General features: G+C 42.2%; 17 protein-coding genes. 2 read left to right on the top strand and 15 right to left on the bottom strand.

Translation table 11 applies throughout. The features are described 5' to 3' along the window. Positions 1-29 precede the first annotated feature (29 nt). The 15 genes from RHS_RS12885 to RHS_RS12955 all read right to left on the bottom strand — a co-directional run bounded on the left by RHS_RS12885 (position 30) and on the right by RHS_RS12955 (position 22,522). Complete coding sequence (locus RHS_RS12885) at positions 30-620, bottom strand: class II aldolase/adducin family protein (RefSeq protein WP_395022288.1); 591 nt, start codon at positions 618-620, stop codon at positions 30-32. A gap of 67 nt (positions 621-687) precedes the next feature. Next, positions 688-2,766 (bottom strand): Sip1-related alpha-galactosidase, encoded by a 2,079-nt coding sequence (locus RHS_RS12890; RefSeq protein ID WP_047833425.1) that lies wholly within the window; start codon positions 2,764-2,766, stop codon positions 688-690. Next, positions 2,763-5,465 (bottom strand): glycoside hydrolase family 2 protein, encoded by a 2,703-nt coding sequence (locus tag RHS_RS12895; RefSeq protein WP_047833426.1) that lies wholly within the window; start codon positions 5,463-5,465, stop codon positions 2,763-2,765. Before RHS_RS12895 ends, RHS_RS12890 begins: the two co-directional genes overlap by 4 nt. Positions 5,466-5,478: 13 nt before the next feature. After that, on the bottom strand, positions 5,479-6,621 hold the full coding sequence (locus tag RHS_RS12900; protein ID WP_044295752.1) for a uroporphyrinogen decarboxylase family protein: 1,143 nt from the start codon (positions 6,619-6,621) through the stop codon (positions 5,479-5,481). Between the two features lie 30 nt (positions 6,622-6,651). Next, the gene (locus RHS_RS12905) at positions 6,652-9,945 is read right to left on the bottom strand and encodes an alpha-mannosidase (RefSeq protein WP_047833427.1); all 3,294 of its coding nucleotides are present in this window, start codon (positions 9,943-9,945) and stop codon (positions 6,652-6,654) included. A gap of 34 nt (positions 9,946-9,979) precedes the next feature. Next, positions 9,980-10,966, bottom strand: a complete 987-nt coding sequence (locus tag RHS_RS12910) for an ROK family protein (RefSeq protein ID WP_047833428.1) — start codon at positions 10,964-10,966, stop codon at positions 9,980-9,982. Further along, on the bottom strand, positions 10,963-11,601 hold the full coding sequence (locus RHS_RS12915; RefSeq protein ID WP_027292401.1) for an SIS domain-containing protein: 639 nt from the start codon (positions 11,599-11,601) through the stop codon (positions 10,963-10,965). The genes RHS_RS12910 and RHS_RS12915 overlap by 4 nt, the downstream gene beginning before the upstream one ends. Positions 11,602-11,771: 170 nt before the next feature. Further along, positions 11,772-13,052 carry a four-carbon acid sugar kinase family protein gene (locus RHS_RS12920; RefSeq protein WP_027292400.1) on the bottom strand — a complete coding sequence of 427 codons (1,281 nt, stop codon included), beginning with the start codon at positions 13,050-13,052 and terminating at the stop codon, positions 11,772-11,774. Between the two features lie 229 nt (positions 13,053-13,281). After that, a complete protein-coding gene (locus RHS_RS12925; RefSeq protein WP_047833429.1) occupies positions 13,282-15,714 on the bottom strand; it encodes an alpha-mannosidase in 2,433 nt (810 codons plus the stop codon). A gap of 213 nt (positions 15,715-15,927) precedes the next feature. Next, positions 15,928-16,854: a class II fructose-bisphosphate aldolase gene (locus RHS_RS12930; RefSeq protein WP_243133100.1), complete on the bottom strand. Its 927-nt coding sequence runs from the start codon at positions 16,852-16,854 to the stop codon at positions 15,928-15,930. Positions 16,855-17,040: 186 nt separating this feature from the next. After that, on the bottom strand, positions 17,041-18,534 hold the full coding sequence (locus RHS_RS12935; protein ID WP_395022294.1) for an L-fuculokinase: 1,494 nt from the start codon (positions 18,532-18,534) through the stop codon (positions 17,041-17,043). Positions 18,535-18,545: 11 nt separating this feature from the next. Next, a complete protein-coding gene (locus tag RHS_RS12940) occupies positions 18,546-19,241 on the bottom strand; it encodes an aspartate/glutamate racemase family protein (protein WP_047833431.1) in 696 nt (231 codons plus the stop codon). Between the two features lie 38 nt (positions 19,242-19,279). After that, positions 19,280-20,155 (bottom strand): carbohydrate ABC transporter permease, encoded by an 876-nt coding sequence (locus RHS_RS12945; RefSeq protein WP_242849028.1) that lies wholly within the window; start codon positions 20,153-20,155, stop codon positions 19,280-19,282. Then, positions 20,145-21,077 (bottom strand): ABC transporter permease subunit, encoded by a 933-nt coding sequence (locus RHS_RS12950; protein ID WP_047833432.1) that lies wholly within the window; start codon positions 21,075-21,077, stop codon positions 20,145-20,147. The genes RHS_RS12945 and RHS_RS12950 overlap by 11 nt, the downstream gene beginning before the upstream one ends. 80 nt (positions 21,078-21,157) lie before the next feature. Next, a complete protein-coding gene (locus tag RHS_RS12955) occupies positions 21,158-22,522 on the bottom strand; it encodes an ABC transporter substrate-binding protein (protein WP_395022297.1) in 1,365 nt (454 codons plus the stop codon). A 372-nt stretch (positions 22,523-22,894) separates the two neighbouring features. On the opposite strand from RHS_RS12955, the gene RHS_RS12960 reads away from it, so the two are divergent. Further along, on the top strand, positions 22,895-23,641 hold the full coding sequence (locus RHS_RS12960) for a DeoR/GlpR family DNA-binding transcription regulator (RefSeq protein WP_047833433.1): 747 nt from the start codon (positions 22,895-22,897) through the stop codon (positions 23,639-23,641). 149 nt (positions 23,642-23,790) lie between these two features. After that, a complete protein-coding gene (locus RHS_RS12965) occupies positions 23,791-24,525 on the top strand; it encodes a DeoR family transcriptional regulator (RefSeq protein ID WP_047833434.1) in 735 nt (244 codons plus the stop codon). The last annotated feature ends 78 nt before the right edge of the window (positions 24,526-24,603 follow it).

Raw genomic sequence — 24,603 nt, forward strand, 5'->3', positions numbered from 1 at the left:
ATTCATAATTTTCTCAACCTTATTTCCCTTCACTCCGGAATGCTCTGGGGTTCCCCAAGAATCTTAGACATAATGATTGTTTTGGATATGCTTTCCAAAACCTCCATTTTATTGTAGGCCTCTATCAGATCTTTCCCATACGTTAACGCACCATGATTTTTAAGCAAAATTGCATTAGAAACAGATACATCGGGTTCTATCGCATCTGCCAGCGCACGTGTCCCTGGCGTTGCATACTCTGCAAGCGCAATATCCGGCAGCATCATTCTGGTTTCAATCAGATAATTGTCCGGAATATTTATTCCTGCCAGTGCAAATGCTGTTGCGCAGACCGGATGAGTATGAATCACAGCATTTACATCCGGTCTCATCTGATAGATCAATTGATGCATCGGATATTCTTTTGAGGCTCGCCCGTTTCCTTCCAGGGTATTGCCGAAAAGATCCAGCACCATGATATATTCCGGCAGTAACAGACCTTTATTCATTCCCGAAGGTGTCAGTAAAATATGATCTTTAGACACCTTCATACTAATATTGCCATCACATGCAGTTACTAATTGCCGCTCATAAAGCATACGGCAGATATTCACCAATGCTTGTTTTTCATCTATATACACAAAATCCCTCCTCTTTCAATAGAACCTATAATGCTTATGGTCTGATCTGGATTTCCCAGCTGACACGTTATAGCGCATCTTTTGTTTCAATCATCAAAATCACGGTTCCCACTTCCTGCATACAATCAATCTGATACATATATCCCTGGTGATCCAGCTGGTTTGTTTGATCTTTTCCATTGACTAATACCCTGCATATATTCTTTTCGGAATAAAATGCTGCCTTTCCGCCCTGTCTCAAAACTGCCATTGTCATATGGGTGTCGTGTTTTACCTCCATTATGGAATGAAAACTAATATATTTATCAAGCAGGCCAAAGAAAATGATATCCTCCTGATAAGGCAGAATCAAAAAAAATGCAGTCCCTTCTGACTCCACAGTTATTTCTAACTTCTCTTCTCTGTCCATAACCATCGTTTCTTGTCTGAAGTAATCATATACCAGGAACTGATCTCCTTTCAGATCATAAATATCTGCCGGAGAAATGGTGCTTTTCTGGCATCCCGGGCTGATATTAAATGCAGCAATCACCCCCGCCTTACGATTTTCTCCGCATCCTCCGACATTGGTAAGTTTACACAACCCCTCTTTTTGCGGGTCTGTAAAAATACAATCCGGAGATGGCTTGGCTCCCCGGTCCATTTTCAATATTCTTCCATCCCGATAAACAAGTGGCCGCACTGCTTCGCCATCCGTTTCCCCAATCCGGTCGCTGAAATATACAGGGCCTCCGCTGATCGCTCTTAATAAACCATGCTTCCCGGCATCTTTATGTGAAGTCCAGAACATATCCCAATCCAGATAATATAATTCATCATGGTACAGAGCATTGTATGCATTTTGCAGAAGATGTTCTTTGAATCCATCCTCATGATCCGGGACAAAATCATCGCTGTTTCGGGAAATCGCAGATCCCTGGCGTCCTAAGATATTCTCCATAGCCATACCCATACAATTAATAAGTCTGCCTCCCATATAAGCAGCGGCAGCACCTTCCAGTGCCATATGAGTTTGTGCTGCAGCCAATGGAACAGGCCGGTCATTCTCATAATAATTTTTCACAGCACTTTGGCCGTCTACTTTTACAAAATCTATCCCGTCCCTGCGAAGCTGTTCATACCAGTCCCTGAAAAAGCCATATCCCCGCTCCGCTTCCGGATAAGGCAGCAGCTTTCCATTGGTGGTAGAAAACAGATTATCCTTTTCTTCCTCAGCCAGAGGGCTGCCCGGCTCAATGCCGCCCCAGTAACCGCCAAAAGCATGCCAGACCCCAAACCATTTAATATCAGTATTACGTTTAATCTCAGCCGTCATTTCTAAAAATCCCCGGGGGAATTTTTCTGTCTCCGGAGCCATACTGTAGAGCCGCTGGTCATGCACCGACAACCATCCGTCATCCATAAGCATCCATCTTACCGGAACATTTTTTTCTTTTAACTCTTTTGCCTTTTCCTGCACTTTTTCTTCTGTAATATCGGTGTAAAAAGCATCCCAGCTGCACCACCCTAGATACTGGAACATATCCGGATAATTCTTTTTTTCTTTTCCTGGTATTCCTTTTAATTTAACTGCTTCATCAAATGCGCTATTTACCGCAGAATACAGCTCTTTTCCCGTTGTCATTAAAAATACGGGTTCACACAGCTGATTCATTCCGGCCATATAGGAGGTCATCGTCAGTGAAAGAATGCCCTTCTTTTCTCCCTTTGCGTAAGCTTTGAATTGATTTCCGGATAAAGGGAGAAGATAACCTGCTCCGTCATCATATTCCATAAAAACGGATTGTGTTCTGTCCGGGATTTTTCCAAGATCATCTGTAAATTCCGGTCTGGTCCACCAATCACGATGCAGATACATGGCTGTAACCGCCCTGGGTTTTTGTGCTAATTCTATTTCCAATGTAACAGGCTCTATAAGCTCCAGATTATCATTTTCCCGAAACGGCTGATTCCCTAATTTCAGGCTCAGAAAACCCGCTAAGATTTCTCCGTGTTTTCTGATAGTTATTTCTGCCCTTCCCTTATCTTCTTCAAATAAATAGATCTGTTCTCCATCCCGCTCGCTCTTACCGGAACACTCCCACACATGTTCCCCGGATTTCTGACATCTGATTTTTAAAAGTATCTTTATTATGTCCTGTTTCATTTTCCACACCTTTCCAACACGCTCTGCAGCACCGTCACTCTTATATCCCAGTTCTTTCCACCATCCGTATCCTTCAGGTTTTCCACCTCCAAAAAGGTTCCGGCAAATTTGGGAATCAATAAATACTGCATTTTTATTTCTTCCCCCGGAAACAGCAGAACATAATTATCTGTTCCTAAAAGGTAATAGTCATCTCTTACCAATTCAATTCCAACCTCTGCTGCTGCTTCTTTTCCGGTATTTTTTAATACGAGTGTTTTTTCCAATCTGCCATTTCGAAGCTTTTTCGTTTCAGAATGCCGGACTTCCACTTTTCCCGCACCTCCCCGAAGAGGATTTAATATCTCTTTCTCCAGGCTGCTAAATGTATAAGTGTTTTCTGATAAGAACCTGCTGCCGTTTCTCAGCCTGACGGTTACAAAGAAGAGACCCTGCTCTTTCGGTGCATGAAAAACTGCTTTCCCTAAGACAGAAGAACCGTTTTTCAGAATATTTCCGGTCAAAGCGAACCTTGAAATCAATTCACCGGAGATTACCCGTACCAGCACTTCTGCCTCGGCCAGAAATCCTTCGCCGGAATTGGACACCACGATATCTTCTTTGATTTCTTCGTTAGGAGCATAGTTTAATTTCCGATACGTCATAGAAATATGTTGTCTTTCATATGCCCGTTTAACCTGATAATACGCCGATTTCGTTTCCCCGTAATAGTCAATCAGATTTGTGCATGAGGCATTGGGCCAAGGCTCATTTAACTGCCAGATAATCGTACCGCTGTTTTGAAACGCACGCCTTCTGTCCGCTTCAATCATAAAGCGAAGTCCTTCAGACTGCATAAACTGGCTGCATTTCGTAAACAGCATCAGGTTCTCCTTTGTTTTTGCTATCTCTCCGAACATCTCCACATCACGCAGATAAGTTCCCCACCACTCACCGTGGTGCTGCCAGTTCAGATCCCCGGACATAAGCGTGGGTTTCCCAGACTCTTCGGGCAGGAACTTTTCCAGGCTTTTCACGCTGCTGGTACCATCCATGCCGAATTCACTGTGAAACAAATTATCAGACTGTCCGTATAACTCATAGTGTTCCGGATTTCCTTCATATCTCCAGTTTCCATGTACGTCATGGCTGACGCCTTTTTCTCTGGTTATAAATTCCCGGGGTCCGGACGCAGACGTGGGCAGAAACAGACGGGTACCGTCATAAGTATCTACAATGGATTTTAACAGCGCTATATTTTTATTAGCAGCAGAAACTGGTCTGTCTGCCTCTTCCATCAGCTCATTTCCGCCGCTGTATACCATAAGTGCGGTATGATTGCGTTTCTCCAGTACCGCAGCTTTTGCATTTGCTTCCAACAGCTGCAAAAAAGCTGCTTCCTCGCAGGGCTTATTGTCAATCCCGGAACTGGACTGGATAAATTCCTGCCAGATCAGAATGCCGTTTTCGTCACAGAGATCGTAGAATATTTCCTTTTCTATCAGACCTCCTCCCCACACACGAACCATATTTATTCCCGCATTTACCATGGCTGTAATCAAATACGCGTATTGCTCTCTGGTTACATTGCCGTAAATATGATCCAGGGGGGTAATATTGACGCCTTTCACAAATGTTTTCTTACCATTCACAACAAATGTATAGGGCAATGCACCGGCATGTTCTCTTTCATTATGTGCATATGTAAAGGAGCGGATTCCCACGTGTTTTGTACAGGTATATAATTGGTTTTCACCCTCATGGACACTGCATGTAACCGGATAAAGGGGCTGTTCTCCCTCACCGTTAGGATACCATAACTGAGGGTTTATAACTACAATTGGCTTATCAAAACTTCCATCTGCATTCAGACTGACTTCTTCTATTCTTAACGGCGGATCTTCCTCCATCACTTCCGTCAAACCATCTGCGGACACACTATCCTCATCCAGCATTTCATGTTCCCGTATCCATCTTACATCACTGCTGCTTTTATCTCCTGGCGATCCTATACAGACTTTCACAGAGAGCCTCTGTGCTTCTTCTCTATTCCTACTGGTACAGACTTTTCCCGATACCCGGATCATTCCCAGATCATCTTCCATATCGGTACGGATAAACAAATCCTCTATTTGCGCTTCTTCCACAATATCCAGAACCACATCCTGCCAGAAACCGATATTAACCAGATGTGTGGAAAAATCCCATTTATAATTAAACCTGCTTTTCTGGGTGGATGTGGCTGAGGTATATCCGATCTGGCCCATCTCAGAAGGTATTCCTTTGAATATTACTACCAGTTTATTATGTTCCTTTATTTTGCCCGTAAGATCAATGCGCTTGTGTTCATACATTCCTTTGTGGGTACCCAGCAGTTCATCATTGAAATAGATCATTGCTTCATAATCCATACCTTTAAACACCAGGAATACCCGTTCTGAAGTAAGGTCTTCACAGCCAGACTGTCCGTCAAAATCCGTGCGGTACATCCACCAGCGGTTCTCCACCCACTCACAATTCAGGCTGTTTCTCGCATAGTAAGGGTTCTGGATATATCCTGCTTTCCACAAGTCATAATGTACACCTCCCGGAACTTTTGCATCTATCCATGGTGTAACACCATGCAGCGTCTGACCGGTTTCCATGCTTTTTTCTTTGATCGGCACATATGGCCAATACCCTTTTACCTGCCAGTTAAGATTTGATAATGAAATCTCCATCTGACTCCTCCTCTTAATCCTCTATCGCGCACAAATATGCAGTATCCAGCATGGCAGCTATATTTGCAGGCGGAACATTTCCCATAATATTATGTACCTGATTAAATACGAATCCGCTTCCTCTGGCAAAGATCTCTATATTCTTTTTCACATGAGCAGATACTTCCTCCGGTGTTCCCTGCCACAGCACACTTTGTGTGTCACATCCTCCGCCCCAGAAACAAATGGAATCTCCATACGCCTCTTTTAAATGACCGGGCTCCATATGATCCGCAGAGATCTGAACCGGATTGACGATATCAACACCAGCTTCAATAATATCCGGCAGCAGTGCGTCAATAGATCCGCAGGAATGAAGGAAAATCTTAATATCGCTGTTTTCATGTACATGTCTGCAAAAAGCTTTCAGATACGGCAGGCAGCATTCCTCATAACTATCCGGTGAGCACATAGGTGCATTCTGCATTCCCAAATCACTGTTTACCTCAATCGCCTGAATATATTTTCCAAACCTCTGATTCATACGGTCAAATTTCGCTATATTTTTACCCAATTGAGTTTTATTCTGGTACTTACAAGACTCCGGGTCTAATAACATCTCGCAGGCAAACTCCAAACCATGGAAAAAAGCACCATATCCCATGACCATAGTAAACTTATCTGTTTCTTTATAAATTTCCTCTGCTCTCCTGCCAAACAACTCCCATTTATCTTCTTCACTTGAAAATCCATAAAAATCCGGACAAATCCCATCAAAGAAATATCCACCCGCAGGCATATACATCTTTCCCTGCGGGGAATTCATGCGATATCCCCCGTCTGTCTGCTTAACCGGATTGAAATTATCAGGCACCAGAAACTCATACGCTCCCCGGGGATTCCATTTGCGTGTCTTCTCCCAGGGGGGATTTAGAAGCATGGTATCTATGTGAAATCTGTCCAAAATATCCTGATCAACCCTGGCAAGCCCTTGCCCGCAGTCAATCATCTCGATCTTATCAGCAGACAGTCCAAGATATTTCCGAAGTTCATAGTAAGCATACGCTGAAATTCCGGTAGAAAAATGTACCCCCAGATCGATTGGCATCCGGTCAACCGGTTTGTGTTCAATTGCATTTGTCACTCTTTGGCGGCTGCTCATATATTCTTTCTTCATTTTATCGATTCCTCTTCTTTCTTCTGAGTATCACAAAATATAAATCTTAAATGTTTTAATTTCAAAACACCCAATCTCAAATTCAATCTCATTTCCTCTCACTTTAAGTTCCTGCATCTCTTCCTCGCAGAGATTAGTTTCCACCACCCGTTTCACTGGAATATTGAATTTCAGCCGGACACCTGTTTCTTTTGCATTTTTAAATTCATAAAGCCGGATTATATAAGCCTCTTCTGCTTCTGCCTTTTTAACCGTATCAATCACAATATGACCGCAGTCTGTCTCTAGCAATGCGAAAGAAGTCACGTTAGTTCCTTTCTCAGATACGGATACACCTGCTTTTTCTTCATTTTTTGCTGCAGCAGAATATAACAGCGGCATATTAAGCATCATTGCTTCCTTTTGTACCTCACATTCAGTTACATAGCCGGCATGAGGATACAGGGAATAGGTAAACTCATGAATTTTCCTGTCTGCTGTTTCATCCGGACGCACAGCAGATTTGATCAGGGAAAGTCCCAGGGTGTTCTGGTGGATATCATAACCATATTTACAGTCATTCAGAATGGATACACCATAGTTACTTTCCGACAAATCAGCCCACCGGTGTCCGCATACCTCAAATTTTGCAAAATCCCATTCATTATTCGTATGGGTTGGACGCTTAATATTTCCAAACTGTATCTCATACACCGCTTCTTCGCAATGCACATCCACAGGAAAATAAACCTTCAGGAGCACCTGTTCTTCTTTCCAGTCTGCTGTTGTCTTAAAATCAATTCTTCTGCTGTTGTGATATAAAATCATATCCTGGGTTATCACCGAACGGTTGAAAATCCAAACATGCCGTAAGACACCTCTTATCTCACCCTGCTCCACCACTTCCGTCTTTACCAGTTGAAATGGTTCATATGGTTTTTCTTTGTAATATACATCGATATCCCATGCATCAAAACGCTGAGGCTTGTCCTCGTATGCCTGTAACAGATTCATCGGAGTTTCGCAGCTGACCTTGCGTCCGTTTTCCTTATCATACAAATACGAAATTTCACCATTTTCATTTAATTCTATCTGGTAAAAGGCATTTTCCATAGATGTTTCCGTGACCCTGACACATGGTAAAGCAGGAGCCTCCATCTTTGGATTTGCAGAATATTTAATTATTTTATATCCATAAGCAGGAATATCCTTTACATATATCAGCAGACCTTCTTCTGTTTGCTGGCTTACAAGCTTTTCAGATTCATATGAAAATTCTGTTGCCTGACTACCTGATACATCGTTGCGTAAGTTTGGGTGAATAGAGTGCCTGATATTTGCATCAGTGCAAAGCGCCGAATCGACGGCGTAGCGGACTCTGCTGCCAGTTTCTGGTTCCTCATAGGGCAGGAACAATAAATCATCTCTTGAAAAACCGGTAGTATTATACACTACGATGGAATCGGGGCTCACCTTGATCTCCGCCATAAGCGCTGTCTGTACCTGCCTGCTAAGCTCCCTGCCTTTTTGCGCTATTTCCAGATAATCCCTGGTGGTATCCTCATACACCTGGCGAATCGATGATCCGGGAAGTATATCATGGAACTGGTTTAACATAACCCGCTCCCAGATCACATCCAGCGCTTTCCGGGGATAGCAGTCTCCTCCGCTGAGGATATCTGACATACTATACAGGAATTCAATATTATGGAGCAGCACCTCGGACTGCCGGTTGAACTTTTTATTGGCAGCCTGCGAGGTATAGGTACCCCGATGCAGTTCAAAGTATAGTTCCCCATCCCAGGTTCCCAGCCCGTTATGATCCACGTGGCTGTAAATGCGTTGGAAATAGTGCTCTGCCGAATCCATCTCTACTCTTGGAATTCCGGGAATATTTTTCATAACACGGCTTTGCTCCAGCATTTCTCTTGTTGGTCCGCCGCCGCCATCCCCCCATCCAAAGGCAATTAAAAGCTCATCATTTTTATCCTTATCTTTATAGTTCTTCCATACCCCGGTCACTTCCTCCGGATCCATATGCCCGTTATATGTATAGAACCAGGAGCCGTCTTCCGGTGTTGTAATAAAATGCGTAAAGATACTGGTTCCGTCAATTCCTTTCCAGTTAAAAGTATCATACGGAAAATGATTGTACTGGTTCCAGCTGATCTTAGTCGTCATGAAATACTTCATTCCTGCTTTTTTCATAATCTGGGGCAGCGCACCGGAGTATCCAAAGACATCCGGCAGCCATACCAGATTCGTATCCTGTCCAAACTCTTCTTTTATAAAACGCTTTCCATAGACAAACTGCCGAACCAGTGATTCTCCGGAAGGAATATTGGTGTCTGGTTCAACCCACATTCCCCCAGTGATTTCCCACTGACCTTCTGCAATTTTTTCTTTTACCATCGCATAAATTTCAGGATAGTCTTCCTTCAGGAACTTGTACAGCTGCGGAGACGTATGCATAAACCGGTACTCGGGATATTGTTTCATGAGATTTAGTACAGTAGAAAATGTCCTGGAAGCTTTTTCCCTGGTGGCGCAAAGCCTCCATAACCAAGCCATGTCAATATGGGAATGTCCCACTCCATATACCGTAGGTTTTATTTCTTCCACCTTTGCATACCTTTCCAGCTGTTCAAGTACAAATGCCAGTGCTTCTCCAATGGACTTATAGTACCCTTCTGATTTATATTCCAGAAAATTCACTCTGGAAAATGTATCATTTAATACTTGGGTCAACTTTATTCTTCGCAAATCATTCTCATCTAAAAGCTTCACACATCGCAGCAGCGTATCTATTACATAGTAAAAACGGTCTGTATGCATGTCCATCCTTACCAGCTGCGCAATCTTAAAGGTGCGCATCCTGGGAGGTACTAGAACGCCGCTCCATGCTTTCAATGCAATATGCAGGGTATCACTGTCCTGAAATAATTCTTTATCCAGAAAGGCTTCCTCATGCCAGATATCAATTCCCTGAACAGGCCTGCCATTGATATACAGCAAAACCTCCGCTGTAGATTCTCCCCCATCCCGGGGGCCAACCGACAGCTTAAGACACAGCTGGCTGTCCATAAAGGATTCCGGAACTTTCACACTGGTACGGAACCAGGCAACCTTGTCATATCCGCCCCAGGTATCCCATAAACGGAAATCCTGCCAGCCGCTGTCATCATAATTAATATCACAGGCATCATTGATACGGTTATCCATATGATGCTCTATATATTTCCACTCGTCCAGTTCCACAACATCACGGTATCTGGTGGGCCAGATATCTTCATCAATGTATTTGCGGATCTTCTCTAATATAAAATGCGGATCTTTTACTTTCAATCGAATACCTCCTGTCTTATTGCGCTGTTCATAATTAAATGAATGAATTGTCAAGCCTCAGCAGATTACCTGCTACAGATAACGCGGCATAATCCCCCAGTTGTTCTCCCAGCCCTGCCGGTACTACCTGACATACCTGCCGGTTCTGTAATAATGTTTCCCTGCGGATTACCTCCATCATCGGTTCTCTGAGGATATCTTCCTGCCGCAGATAAATACTTCCGATTACAATTCTTTCCGGATTCAGAATATCAATCAGAACAGAAAGACCTTTTCCCAGATTTTCTCCCGCCTTTTTCAAAATATCAAGTGCCAGTTCATCTCCTTTGCCGGCTGCCGTACCGATGTCCGCTGTGGTAATCTCCTGCGGTATTTTCCCCGGGGGTAAAATCTGCGTCTGTCTGCCGTTCCTGATCCACTCCTCAATATAGGGTACTGCAAACCTTGCAATTCCGCCTCCGCTGCAAAAACCCTCAAAGGACCCCTTCTTGCCGTATCCTTCCGGTCCGTCCTCTGACAGGCGCACATGTCCAACCTCGCCTGCCATATCACAGGTTCCGCAGTATAACTTTCCATCCAGTATCAGCCCTGCTCCAAGACCGGTACCAAATGTCAGAAATATCATATTCCTTGTGCCTCTTCCCGCTCCCCACAGCCATTCCGCCAGCCCGCATGCATTTGCATCGTTTTGTACCTGAACCGGAACGCCAAAACGTTTGGCAAACGGAGTAACAACGTCTATTTGATCCCAATTGGGCAGATTCGGAGGGCACATAATAATTCCTTTTTTAGAATCCAGTGGGCTTCCACAGCTGATCCCAATGGCTTTTAGATCTATCTCTTTATGGGCATCTATCATAAAAGCAAGGGTATCTGCCATTTTCTGTACTGCCGCCTCAGGAGTATCAGGAGTAGGGAATTTTTCTTTATAACAGATCTCTATCCCGTCTTTTTCCGTGGTTTTTCCAATACTAACCGCACACTTAGTACCGCCAATATCAATTCCTGCCAAATAACTCATCCAAAAAATTCCTCCTCCAGCATCATGCAGATTGTATGGTATACAGGAAGATGAAGTTCCTGAATATTTGGTGTTGCCACCGCCGGGACACAGATACATACATCGCACAATTCCTTCAGCCCGCCGCCTTTTTCCCCAGTCATGCCAACTGTTTTCATTCCCAGTGCCTTTGCAGTTTCCACTGCATAAATGACATTTTTAGAATTTCCGGAGGTGCTGATGCCCATCAGAACACTTTTATCATCCCCATACCCGCAAACCTGTTGTGCAAATACCAACTCTGGTACTGCATCATTGGCAAACGCCGTAGATAAGGCGATGTTACTGGTAAGAGTCACTGCAGGTAGTCCCCCCTGTAAATGCTCCGCCAATAATTCTCCATTTTCCAGGGATGCATTTTTTAACTTTTCTTTCATTTCATCTGACAATGGCCGTTTGATTGCAAATTCTTTCATCAGCTCTCCCACGATATGCTCTGAATCTGCCCCGCTTCCTCCGTTGCCGCAGACAAGAAGCATTCCGCCTGTCCGAAAGGAATCCCGTATATTAGTAAATGCCGACCATATTTCGGATTCACACGCCTGTAATACAGGATAACGTTTTATTAATTGTGCAATATGATTATAAATATTCATCCTTTTCCCCCATGAATAGCGCAGGCAGGCTTGTGCTATTCCCAAATAAGCAATGCGAACCAAGTTCGCATTTTACCCACTACAGTACAGCAGGCAGTCCTGGTATACTGCTTTCATCCTTTCAAATATGCATATCGCAAGCCTGCTTGCGATATGCCCAAGTTACTATGCTATATCAGCATATTCATTGCTTTTTCCACAAATTCTTCCGTACCAAAGCTCCCTGATTTCAATACCATTTTATAATATGGGCGATCTATGCTCTGGCATGTAGGAAGTCCTGGCTCAATTTCTTTTAAAATCCGCATTCCACGGATACTCAGACTGGAGCATAAGGACGCACTGGTATCTCCACCGCACACGATAATCCTTCGAATTTCATAATTCTGTATTACCTGCTCCGATATCATCGCCAGCGTACCGGATACCAGGGTAGAAACAGCCGTGTTATCTATCCCCTGCACTGCCGCAATCCGCTTCGTCTCCTCTACGTCTTCCACAGAGTTCATGGAATGAAGCATAACAAAAGTTTCTGTTTCATATGCCTTTTTTACCGCCTCTGATACCCGGTTACATTCCTGCTGCTTTGTCCTGTCATCAAATAAAAGCTTTGTGTTTAATTCAATTACCGGATATCCATGTTTTTTCATATATAAAGTCTGAGCCGTGGTCTGAGGTGTCAGACTGCCTGCAATACACAAGATCCTTTTATCCGCCTCTTCTATTTTCGTTTCTGAGACAGGCACTCTTGACTGTCCTTTGACATATATTCTTGCAAGATATTTTGATAAAGCGGAACTTCCGCAAATAATTTTCTCATCAAAAAGTGCCTCAGCCAGAATCCCAAGATCTTCATTATTCCGCACATCCATAATCACATAATTATAAAGGTTCCGGCATTCATCTACTGCCTTTTTTACAGCCTCACTTCCCTGCTCTGTCACTTCATAAGTAACCGCGCCCACTTTCCTTTTCGTTTGTTCCTGCAGAATTTCAACCAGGCTTGATTTGGTCATCGGATGTACCGGATCCTGCTTAAACTGCGAATCGGCAAGGAGTACCCCATGCACATAATGCTCACTGTGAATGGTGGTTCTTCCGTTATCCGGGAATCCCAGAACCACTACTGCGAATTCTTCCCCAAGAGCGTCCAGCATAGCATCAAATTCTGCCCCTATATTTCCGCGAAACACGGAACACTGCTTGTCAATATACTGCTTTACCTGGGGATTCTTTACATGGCTGACCGCATCATATACCTTTTTGTAAGCATCCTGATAAGTATCAAATCTGGAATCGGTATCAATGATGACCACTTCACCCTCATCATAACCGGACTTCTTCCCATCTCCATAGCTGTACACGATCGTTTCCAGATCTGATTTCCCGTACATAATACCAATATCATTTGCTCCTGTAACATCATCTGCAATTACTACTGTATATGGCATTTTTTTATCTCCTGACATTCGTTATAATTTTTCATGGTGTATTTCAGACAGGTCTAACTTGTACACAGCCTTTTCCACACCCCGGGTTATTATAACACTATTTATTCCTGTTCTGGCATATTATAAAACCTATTTATTCCTATTACGGCACATTATAAAATCTATTTATTCCTATTACCGCATATTATAAAACCTATTTATTCCTATTACGGCATACTATAACACCTGTCTACTCATATTCCAGCATATTAACTTCTGTAATTTCCGCGGAAATATCGTATGGGATCTTAACCGTTTTAATCTCACATGGAGTAAAATTCAGTTCCACTTCCCTGTTCATAAAAGGAACCATAAGCGTGGCCATTCCTTTTTGTTTCTTTGTTTCAAAAGCCCGGATAATAATTCCGTCCTGATCTTCAGCTTCCTTCATAACTACGGCTGCCACATGGTCACTCTTAAGTTCCATGAACGACTGTTTCTGAGGCTGGCTGCCCTGATGAAAAGTTTCTATAACGGTAAACGGTTTCTGATTCAGAGCCGCTGCATGCTCTACAATCTTTGAATCTTTCCAGGTGCCCTCATGAGGCAGCAGCAGATAAGTAAATTCCTGAATACCTTCATCTACAAATTTATACTCCATGCCTTCTTCCAGCTGTTTGGGATCATGATGCGCAAATACCGAATTTTTCAATATTGTCAGACACATCTCATCAACATCAAAAGAATAGCTGTATTTCGCATCATTTGCAATTGCCAGCCCATACATTTTACCTTTTTCAAAATGCTCTCCCGTAAAATCAAACCAGGTCTGTCCCGGCTCTTCTTCTCCGTTGGCACTCTTTTCAATATAACCATATGGAATCTCATAAGTAGGCTTACGGAAATTAAATCTTACCGGATACTTCACTTTCAGCATCGTCTGAGGCTCTCTCCAGTCTGCCACTGTCTTTACTTCCACATAGTCCAGGTCTTTGTACAGCCGAAAATCACAAATCACATAGGACTGATTGTATTTATACTTAATACGCAGTGCTGAACGAACAGGTCCATCCTCCAGCACATGGAGATATACGGCCTTCATATCCCCGATTTCCTTGTCAAATTTGAACTTATTATGAGACCAGGTATCGGATTTATCCTCAATCACAGCAAGCCTTCCACCTTCTCGTCTAAGTACCTCAAGGTCAGATTTTTTGTCAAACAGCTGCTTCATACATCCGCTTACCGGATTGAATTCCAGAAAATACCGGTCATTTTCAAGGGTATATTCCGTTACTTTCACATGATCAAATGCCGGCGCTTCCTCTATATTCAGGTACAATTTAAATACTTCATAGCCCATACTTTTCAGTTCTGCGGTGAATAAAAGTCTTGACTGCCCATTAACTGCAGCCTCTGACTGTATCCGCTGTGCACGAATTACATTTCCCTCACTGTCCGTAAGCTTAAACTGGTCATTATTAAGTCCCCGTACCTCCAGGTCAATCACCATTCTCCCCTGGAATGGATGTGCATTAAATACTACAATGGGCTTCATTGTCACATCTTCTTCAATATTAATATCCCATGATATCGCCTGAATTGCATAATTGAGATTCCTCTGCCCAATCGCCATTGCCTGTCCATAGAGATAAGACGCATCCTCATAGGCAGACGGAATACTGGTTCCAGCCAGAATATCATGGAACTGATTAAATAGAACCCCTTTCCATGCCGTCTCAAAATCATCCGGATAAGCCTGGCCTTCTACCTTATTTGCAATCGTACTCCATGCCTCTGCCGCCAGCAGCAGATTTTCAGCCCTGCGGTTTTCACGTTTGATTCTGGACATCACACTGTAACACCCACTTGCATGATGCTGAAGATCACCGGTTACCTGATGATATTTTTTCCCATTGCTGCGGATAGTTTCAAAAAACCCAGACGTTGTCCCCATTTCCATAACCGGCATATCTTCTCTGGCATTCAGTTCATAGATACTCTTTATATTTTCCTTCGTGGGTCCCCCTCCATGATTGCCTACACCATAGAACATCATCAGGTTATCTTCCCCATCTTCCAGCTCACATTTTAAACGCTCTGTATATTTCTCCAGATTTTTTCCCCAGGTGCAGTACTCATACGGAATCCGGTAAGCCAGTACCTGAGAACCATCCTCAGACCCCCACCAGAAAGTGCGCCCCGGAAGCCCTTTTTCCAGAGGCATCGGCCTCATAAATACATAATTGTCCATACCGCTTTTCTTAAGGATCTGAGGCAAATTTCCATTATGTCCAAAACTGTCCACATTATATCCAGTGACCGCTGTCTTTCCAAATTTTTCTTTAAAATATCTTTGTGCATACAATCCCTGTCTTACAAATGATTCACCGGAAGGAATATTACAGTCCGGCTGAATATACCATCCGCCAACAATTTCCCAGCGCCCTTCTTCTATCCTTTTTTTAATTTCCGCAAACATCCCCGGATTATTCTTTTCTACCCATTCATAAAAAGCTGCCGAACTGCATGTAAAAATAAAATTCTCATCTTCCTTCATACGATCCAGCGCCGATTTAAAAGTCGCTTTAACCTCCTGAAACCCTTCCTGCCAGTTCCAGAGCCAAACCGGATCCAGATGAGCATTCCCAATCATATGTAATTTTTTATCCTTTATTCCCATAGTTATCCCTTCTGCATATCGCAGGCTTGTCTGCGATACTGCCTTAATAAGTAGTTTGAAAGTGCTTTTCTTTCACACTTATCCCTTCTGCATATCGCAGGCCTGTCTGCGATACTGCCTTAATAAGTAGTTTGAAAGTGCTTTTCTTTCACACTTATCCCTTCTGCATATCGCAGGCTTGTCTGCGATACTGCCTCTCTTCTATATAAAAATTTATGCCTTCCCACTGCTGAAAAGATAATGATCCATTTTTTCTTCCACCAGCAGGCGTACCGCTTCTCTGGATTTTTCAATCACATCTTCGGGGTAACTATTCAGTTCCTCTTCGGTCATATGGCCTTCCCGGCCCACTACTGCCAGCATCTCAAGCTCCAGATCTGTTGCAATATTCACCTTGCTCACTCCACCGGTTGGCATCTGAGCTGCTTTTGCTACCATATCACTTGGCACACCTGAACCTCCATGCAGTACCAGCGGAGTATCCGTAAGTTCATTTATTCTTGTGATTCTCATGTAATCAACACTGGGCTGTTTTACGGTATATACACCATGTGCCGTTCCAACCGATACTGCCAGGCAGTCTGTCTTGGTCTGTCTGCAGAATTCCTGTGCTTCTTTTGGGTCTGTAAACATCTCTTCATCGGTATCTGTTTCCACAAAATCCGTCGTACCTATTTTCCCAAGCTCCGCCTCTACCGTAACACCCACCGGATGCGCAATCCCTGCAACTTTCTTTGTAACAGCCACATTCTCATCAAATTCCAGTTCTGAAGCATCGATCATTACCGAAGAAAATCCATAGTCAATTGCTTCCTGAATCACTGCTATGGTCTTCGTATGATCTAAATGCAGTGCCACCGGAACTGTCGGCTTCAATTCTTCCATAACACGGTAAAATTCCTCTGTAAATTCAGGAATTCCCACCTTATGACGTATAATTTCCTTTTCCGAAAGCTGTACAATCACAGGAGATTTCCGATTTATAGCTGCCTCAATAATCGGCCTGATCAGCTTCGTATAACGTGCAGAAAAGGATCCCACCGCATACTGGTTCTCTGTTGCATCTTTCAAAATATCTGTCAAATTCTCTACTCTTTTTATCATCATAATACCTATTGCATATTGCAGAATTATCTGCAATACCCTTTCTCTCCTTCTGGAGCGTGTTTGAAAATTACTGGAGCGTGTTTGAAAATGCTTTCTGACAGCTGTGCGTCACACTTTGTTGGCAATTCGTTCCAATTAAAGGCGCATAGCGGGCTATATAACCTGAATCTGGAGCTAATATACCGCGAAGCAGGGTGTGCAGATAGCAGGAATGAACTTTCAAACAGGCTCTTGTGCCAAAGGCATATATTTCTCACTCCATATCCTGCCGTATTCCATACCCCTGTCCAAATCCGGATAATACCAGTCTCTTGTCTGCAGCGGACCATCCAGAAACAGACGGCAGGCATCGGCTCCTTCATTCTTTTTTATATATAAAGCAGCGGCACCCAGTGCGGTTGCCTCCGAAACGGAAGGGACTTGTATAATCTTCCCCAAAACATCTGCCTTGATCTGCATCCAGACCCGGCTGTTAACCGCACCGCCTGCACAACGGACGATTCCCGGGCTTATTCCGTGCCACCGGTACAGAAGGTCCAAAATCCACGCGGCCTGATATTGAATACCTTCCATGATACCCTTTAAAATATGTGCGTATGTATGTTCCATCTTCAGCCCGATGAAATTTGCCCCCGTATCCGGTTTGAAAACAGGTGTCCCCATCCCTGTCAGATATGGAAAATATAATATCTGCGTAGGGTTCATGGGCAGAGATTCCAGCATATCATTCATTTCCTTATAGCTAATCTCTTCTTTCTGGGCTGTTTTCCGAAACCATTCTACCGACTGGCCTGCCGAAGGAATATTTCCCATCCAGAAATACCCGCCGTCTACAAAAGGACCATATATAAATCCACTTCCCTGCTTGAAATCGTCATCTGCCGCCGCCTGTGAGCCGTAATTATCCTTGGGTTTCTGTTTCAATAAACCAATATAAGTCTCAGCCGTTCCCAAACTGTTGCATATGTCCTCTTCCCGGTTCTGCAAAAGCGCAAATGCCGCGCACACATGGTCATGGCCTGCAACCGCTGCCAGGATCTCGTCCTGCTTCCTGCATCCAAGCAATCGCTTTATCTCCTGACTGCGTATAGGAATTGCATTTCCGCTTGGTAATACTTCCGGAAAATTAAAAAGTTCTAGCTTATATCCCTGTATCCGTTCTTCATCCCAGCATCCATTTCTAATATCATAAACATAAGTTCTGGCTGCAAAGCTGGGATCGGTAACGAATTCGCCGGTCATTTTCCATGCAATAAAATCACACATGGACAGCCAGACCGCCGTCTTCTGATCGATATGCCTGCTCTGCAATAACCATATGAATTTATAAATACCATATTTAAAACTCCCCCGCAAACCAGTGGAAGTAAAATTACGCTCTTCTTCATCGACCGGCTGTTTTGCAAGTCCCACGGTCCGCTTATCAAACCAGGGTAATATATCTGTTTCTTCTATACCTGTCCGGCGATTCACGATCAGTCCTGCTTCTGCCATACCGGTAATACTGATCCCTTTCACCTGCCCTTTTACAGGTGCACAAAGTCTCGTCATCTGCTCCTTTACTATTCCCCAGATCACATCCGGCCTGTATACATCGCCCCACTGGTCTTTAGACATAGGGGTCACTTCTTTTTCTATTCCAATGATTCTGCCTGCGTGATCAAACAACACTGATTTAATATGGGTCGTTCCCATATCTATCCCTATTATCATAGCATTATCTTTCATTCTGTTTTATTTTTGCTTCTGTTCGTTTTAACTGTTTGTATATCGCAAATCATACTTTTTAATTTATCAACTCCAAGTGCAGGACTTGTCAGAATCCGATTCTGATCCATGTCTTCTTTTGCGGTAACTGCTGATGCCATAGATGCCTGCGCCAACACAATTACATCCACTTCACCAAGATACTCTTCCACCGCATCAGCAATTTTTCTATCGTGAAGCGCTTTATTTTGAGACATCAGTGCATCATATGCCCCTTCTACCAGAACCGACCGGACGCAGACTGCCTTTCCCGCTTCTCTTGCTTTACGTTCAATTAAATTAACCGTAGGATTTAGCGTGGTATTTAGCGTGGCAAATACACCTATTTTTTCACCTTCTGATACTGCCTTCTCTGCCATCGCCTCATCAATCCGAAGCACCGGCACTCCAAGAACCCGATCTGCTTCCTCTGCAAATTCTCCAACTGTAGAGCAGGCGCTTAGAATAATATCCATATCCATTTTCTCAAGAACCTTTGCATATTCCAGCCAGCGCCAGCGTACCAGCTCCGTATCTCTTTCGTCAGCCATATCCCTAAGAATAGAATCGTCCAGTATATTATAAACTGCAGCATCTTCCATTTTACTTTTGATCTGTGCTGTCAGACTGTCTACGGTAGCTTTTGTTGTATGTATTACACCAATTTTTTTCATTGTAAACTCCATTTCTGCCTCACTTTCTTATGGCAAGGCTATTTAACTGCACCGCCCACATTCATACCTTCAATAAAATAATTCTGGAAACAGAAAAATAAAATTAAGATTGGTATCATCGAAAGGAAAGAAACTGCCATCAGATAATTCCACTCTGTGTATCCCTGCCCCTTGAATACCTGAAGCCCCAACTGCAAAGTATACAGTTTCTGGTCATTTATATACAGCAGAGGTCCCTGGAAATCACTCCATGCTCCTTTGAAAGAAACCAGTGCAATTGTTGCCAGTATAGGTTTAATCAATGGCATCATGAGCTTCCCCCAGATATAGAAGTGTCCTGCCCCATCTACTTTTGCAGCTTCCATCAGCTCATTTGGAATAGTACGGTAAAACTGCCGCATCATAAAAATGTGAAAAGCATTACCTGTAAAAGCAGGAATGATCAGTGGCAGATACGTGCCAACCCAGCCAATCTTCGAAAAAATAACATAGGTAGGAACCAGGGTAACAAAGCCCGGAATCATCATAGTTGCCAATACAATTTTAAATAGCGGTTTTCTTCCCTTAAATTCAATTTTGGCAAATCCATAGGCAACAAAGGAGTTCACTAATACATTTCCGATGATGGTAAACAGTACAATTACCAGCGTATTTAATGTATACCTTGTAAATGGTGCCTTCGTCCATGCTATGGCGAAGTTTTCAAACATTGGTACCTGGGGAATCAGTGTTGGCGGATACTGTGCCACTTCCTGAGGGGATTTCAACGCTGTACAGACCATCCAGATGATAGGAAATAATATGATGACTGCACCCAGACATAAAATAAAAAACATAAACAAATCGGTTACCCGGTCTCTTTTAAATTTTTGTTTTGAACTACTGCCATTTTTTTCTTTCTGTCTAGTCATCATTATCACCTTCCTCGTAATAAACCCATTTTTTAGAACCCTTCTGATTAAATATGGTCAATACCATGATAATCGAAAATAGGAACCAGCACATGGCATTGGCATAACCTGTTTTGAAATTCTTAAATGCCTGATTCCACAGATGCACATTATAAAACAAAAGAGAACCTGCGGGATTCCCGGTTCCGTCTCCGGAGAAGATATAACCTTCCTGGAATATCTGAAATGCTCCGATAATACCGATGGTCAGATTGTAAAAAATAATCGGGGATAACAGGGGTACAGTAATTTTTGTAAACCGCTTAAAACCGCTGGCACCATCAATACTTGCTGCCTCGTAATACTCTGTGGGGATACTTTGCAGCCTTGCCAGGTATAAAAGCATCTGTCCACCCAATCCCCAAAGGTGCATCAGAATGATTGCCGGTTTTGTCCAATTAGGATCTGTAAGCCAGCCCGGACCGGTAATTCCCACAAACTTTAATATTGTATTTACAAGACCGTTCGCCGGGTCCAGTAATAACATCCAGAGAAAATATGTACCAACCCCTACCATAATAGATGGCAGATAATATATGGTTCGAAACGTCCGAAGACCGAATATAGACCGGTTTAATATACATGCAACCACTACCCCTCCGATTGTGACAAGGGGAATATTAATCAGCGCATAAACTACGGTATTTTGCAGACTTTTCCAAAAAAGCTGATCTTCGAAGAACATTTTTTTATAATTCGTCAACCCGGTAAAGTCCATCTTCATCATATTATAATCGGTAAAACTGGTGATAAAAGAAAAGATCAGCGGTCCCATAACAAAACAAAGGATTCCAATCAGCCAGGGAAGTATAAAAATATATCCATAAACGCTCTCCCTTGCCTTCATATTCTTAATACCCAGCCTACTCAGTAATTTACCAAACATAAAGCTACCTTCTTTCTTTTTCTAAAAATGACTCTTCAAAAATCAAAGAGCCATTTTAACATTCCACTATATTCCAATCATTACTTCAGGAAATCCTGGAATGCCTTTTGTGCATTTGCCAGAGCATCATCGGTACTCTTTACTCCCAGGGTTCCTTCTTCAATCAGTGGATTGATGATATCTGTATAACCTTTCATATTGTTTGGTGTAACTGCTGCCTTTGTATCTGATAATGCTTCAGAAATTTTTGCAGTAATCGGATCACTTAAAAAAGCACTGTCTTTATCAAAATCTGTCCTGGCAGAAAAATCTCCCAGTCTTTCACATAAGAATTCCTGCATATCTTTACTCGTCATAAATTTAATAAATTCATAGGAGCCTTCCGGATTTTTTGCTCCTTTTGGTATTTCCAGCACAAATCCACTGCCATTTACCGTGTGCCCATTTCCTTCTTTGTATTCCGGCATCTGCATAACCCCGTAATTCAAATCCGGATTTGTCTGCTTTAGAGAGGACACATATGCGCTTGTCTGTAACAGCATAGAAAGTTTTCCGGAAGAAAACGGATCCTGCATACCAGACTTAAATGCTGCGCTCATTTCATTATATGTACTACTTCCATAATGCTGAGTAAACTCGTCAACCCATTTGAAAACATCCTTATTAATATCGGTGTCTACAGACGGATTACCACTTTCGTCATACCAGATCTGTCCCTTATTGGCATTACATACCCAGGTATCCAAACCGCCGTTTCCAAGCAATGGAAGAAATCCTATCCTGTCATAAGCATCTCCATTCTTCTTTTCCAGTTTGTAAGCAGCTTCTTTTAATTCGTCCCAAGTCTTAGGTGGATTTTCAGGATCTAATCCCGCCTCCGTAAAATGATCTTTATTATAATAGATCACTCTGGTATCAACAGAGAAGGGTAATGCATAAACACTTCCATCTTCTCCGGTACAGGCATCTAAGTCTTGTTCAATAAAACTGTCAGCTCCTGTCCCCTCATCTTTTTTCAGAAAATCATCCAGGCTCTCAACCTGTCCCTGCTCTGCACGGAATCGAACTTCCTCCAAAGTATTTGCCATAATATCGGTAGGATTGCCAGCTGCAATCTGTGCTATATTCTTCGTAAAAACATCTCCCCATGGAAGATTCACATATGTAACTTCATATTTTTCCTGTGATTCATTAAACATTTTCACGGCTTCTTCCAGAACCGGTTTTCTTGCTTCTGATCCCCACCAGCCCCAAAACTCTAATTTCTCCCTGTCACCTCTGTCTGCTGTTTTATCATCACTTTCTTTATTTTCACTTCCGGCCTCCGTTTTTGCACCGGTACTATCTGTTCCTCCTGTATTTTTGTCCCCCGAACTGCATCCTGCAAGTGTTGACCCCAAAAGTGTTACTGCTAATGCTGCTGCAATTAATTTTTTCATTGCCATAAGAACCTTCCTCCTAATTTTTATTATTTATTAGTTATATCTCTTTTCATTCATTATATTATCATATATATATCATGTTTGCAAGAACTATTTGAACATATTTTGAATATTTATGATATTTTTGTGATTATATGTGGACGTTTTGACGAACAACACCTATTACAGCGCTCAATTTCATCGGATAGTACCAATGTTTTTTTCTGTGCAATGATAAACCATCCTGTTTCTTCCGCTATTTTTCATAATATAATCATATTATTTCATTTATTTTCACTTTTTACAATAAAAATATTCACTTTCTTTCCATATTATGATATGATAGACAAGTCTTAACCAAACACTTGTCAGAATAACAAAAGGAGGCGTAGCAATATGATTCCAGAATTGCGCCAGAAAAAAATTATTGATATAATTTCTGAATCCGATATTATATCAACTGAAAAATTAACAAAGCTTTTAGATATTTCTCCTTCTACACTCAGAAGAGATTTAATAAAACTCTCAAAACAAGAAAAAATTATGCTTATGCATGGAGGGGGCATACGGATCCTGCCTAAAAATACTGAAATGAGCATGTACGCTAAAATGGGGCTTCATAAAGAAGCAAAGGATCAAATTGCTAAAAAAGCGGCTTCCCTGATTGCAGATGGGGATGTCATTTATCTGGACCCATCCAGTACAACCTACCAGATGATTCCATATTTAAAGGAATGCAGGGTAACAGTTATTACAAACAGCGTTTCCCATATCGATGAATTAATTCACCATAAGATACCCTGTATTATGGTAGGCGGTACTATTAAGATATCCACTAATTCCTGTATCGGATTGATTGCGGAAAATATACTAAGAGATTTTAACTTTAACAAATGTTTCATTGGAGCCAATGGGTTTAGCATCACTTCCGGCATTACCAATCATGACATTAATGAAAATGTGATCAAAACTCTGGCAGTCCGGCAAAGCTGTCATCCTTATTTTTTAATGGATTCCAGCAAATTTAATGTAATTGCTATGGTCAAACTGGCGAATATCAATGACTATCCAATCATAACGGAAAAATTCATACCGGAACTGAGCAACTATAATAACATAATCTATACAAATGTTGATCTATAATTCAAAATTGTGCATTAAATAATCAACTACACATCAATATTTGACCGAAATCAAACATTTTTTCGAATAAGTTTCTAAAAAAGTTCATTCATATAACTGCAAAATGTGATATAATGGAAAAAAGATTTAATCAAGGAGGCTCACGATTTATGATTCCTGCAATGCGCCAAGAAAAAATACTGAATATTCTCTCGAATGATGAGATTGTATCCGTAGAAGATTTAATGGATGTATTGAATATTTCCATCTCCACCATCCGCCGCGACTTATCTAAATTAGAAAAAGAAAGCAAAATAGTTCTGCTGCACGGCGGTGGTGTAAAACTTGCTCAAAAACCAACAGAACTCAGCATTACAACAAAACTGGATTTAAACAGAGATGCGAAATACCTGATTGCCAAAAAAGCCGTTTCCCTGATTCAGGATGGTGATGTGATTTTCGTAGACCCCTCCAGCACTACCTATCATATGATCCCGTTACTAACGGATAAAAATATAACTGTAATTACCAACAGCATATCACATATCAACCAGCTCATACATTATGGTGTACCATCCATCATGGTGGGCGGAAATATTAAATCCACCACCAATTCATGTATTGGTCCCATCGCAGAATCAACTCTGAAGGATCTTAACTTTAATAAATGCTTCCTGGGTGCCAACGGCTTTACAATCCAGGCCGGAATTACCAATCATGATATTAATGAAAAAGTAATCAAAACTCTGGCACTTCAGAACTCGGCCACCCCCTACTTTCTCATAGATTCCAGTAAATACGGTTGTATTACTATGGTGAAAATAGCTGATCTTGATACCTATCCGATAATTACGGAGTCAGTTTCGGAAGAGTTAAAAGACTATAAAAATATAATACTGGCTTAATAATACTGAATCAGAAAAGCAGTTGCTGCAAATTTTGCAGCAACTGCCGCTGATAGATAACCGATCCGGTTAACGACA

Origin of the sequence: Robinsoniella sp. RHS (assembly GCF_001029355.1) — a bacterium.
Lineage (GTDB): Bacteria > Bacillota > Clostridia > Lachnospirales > Lachnospiraceae > Robinsoniella > Robinsoniella peoriensis.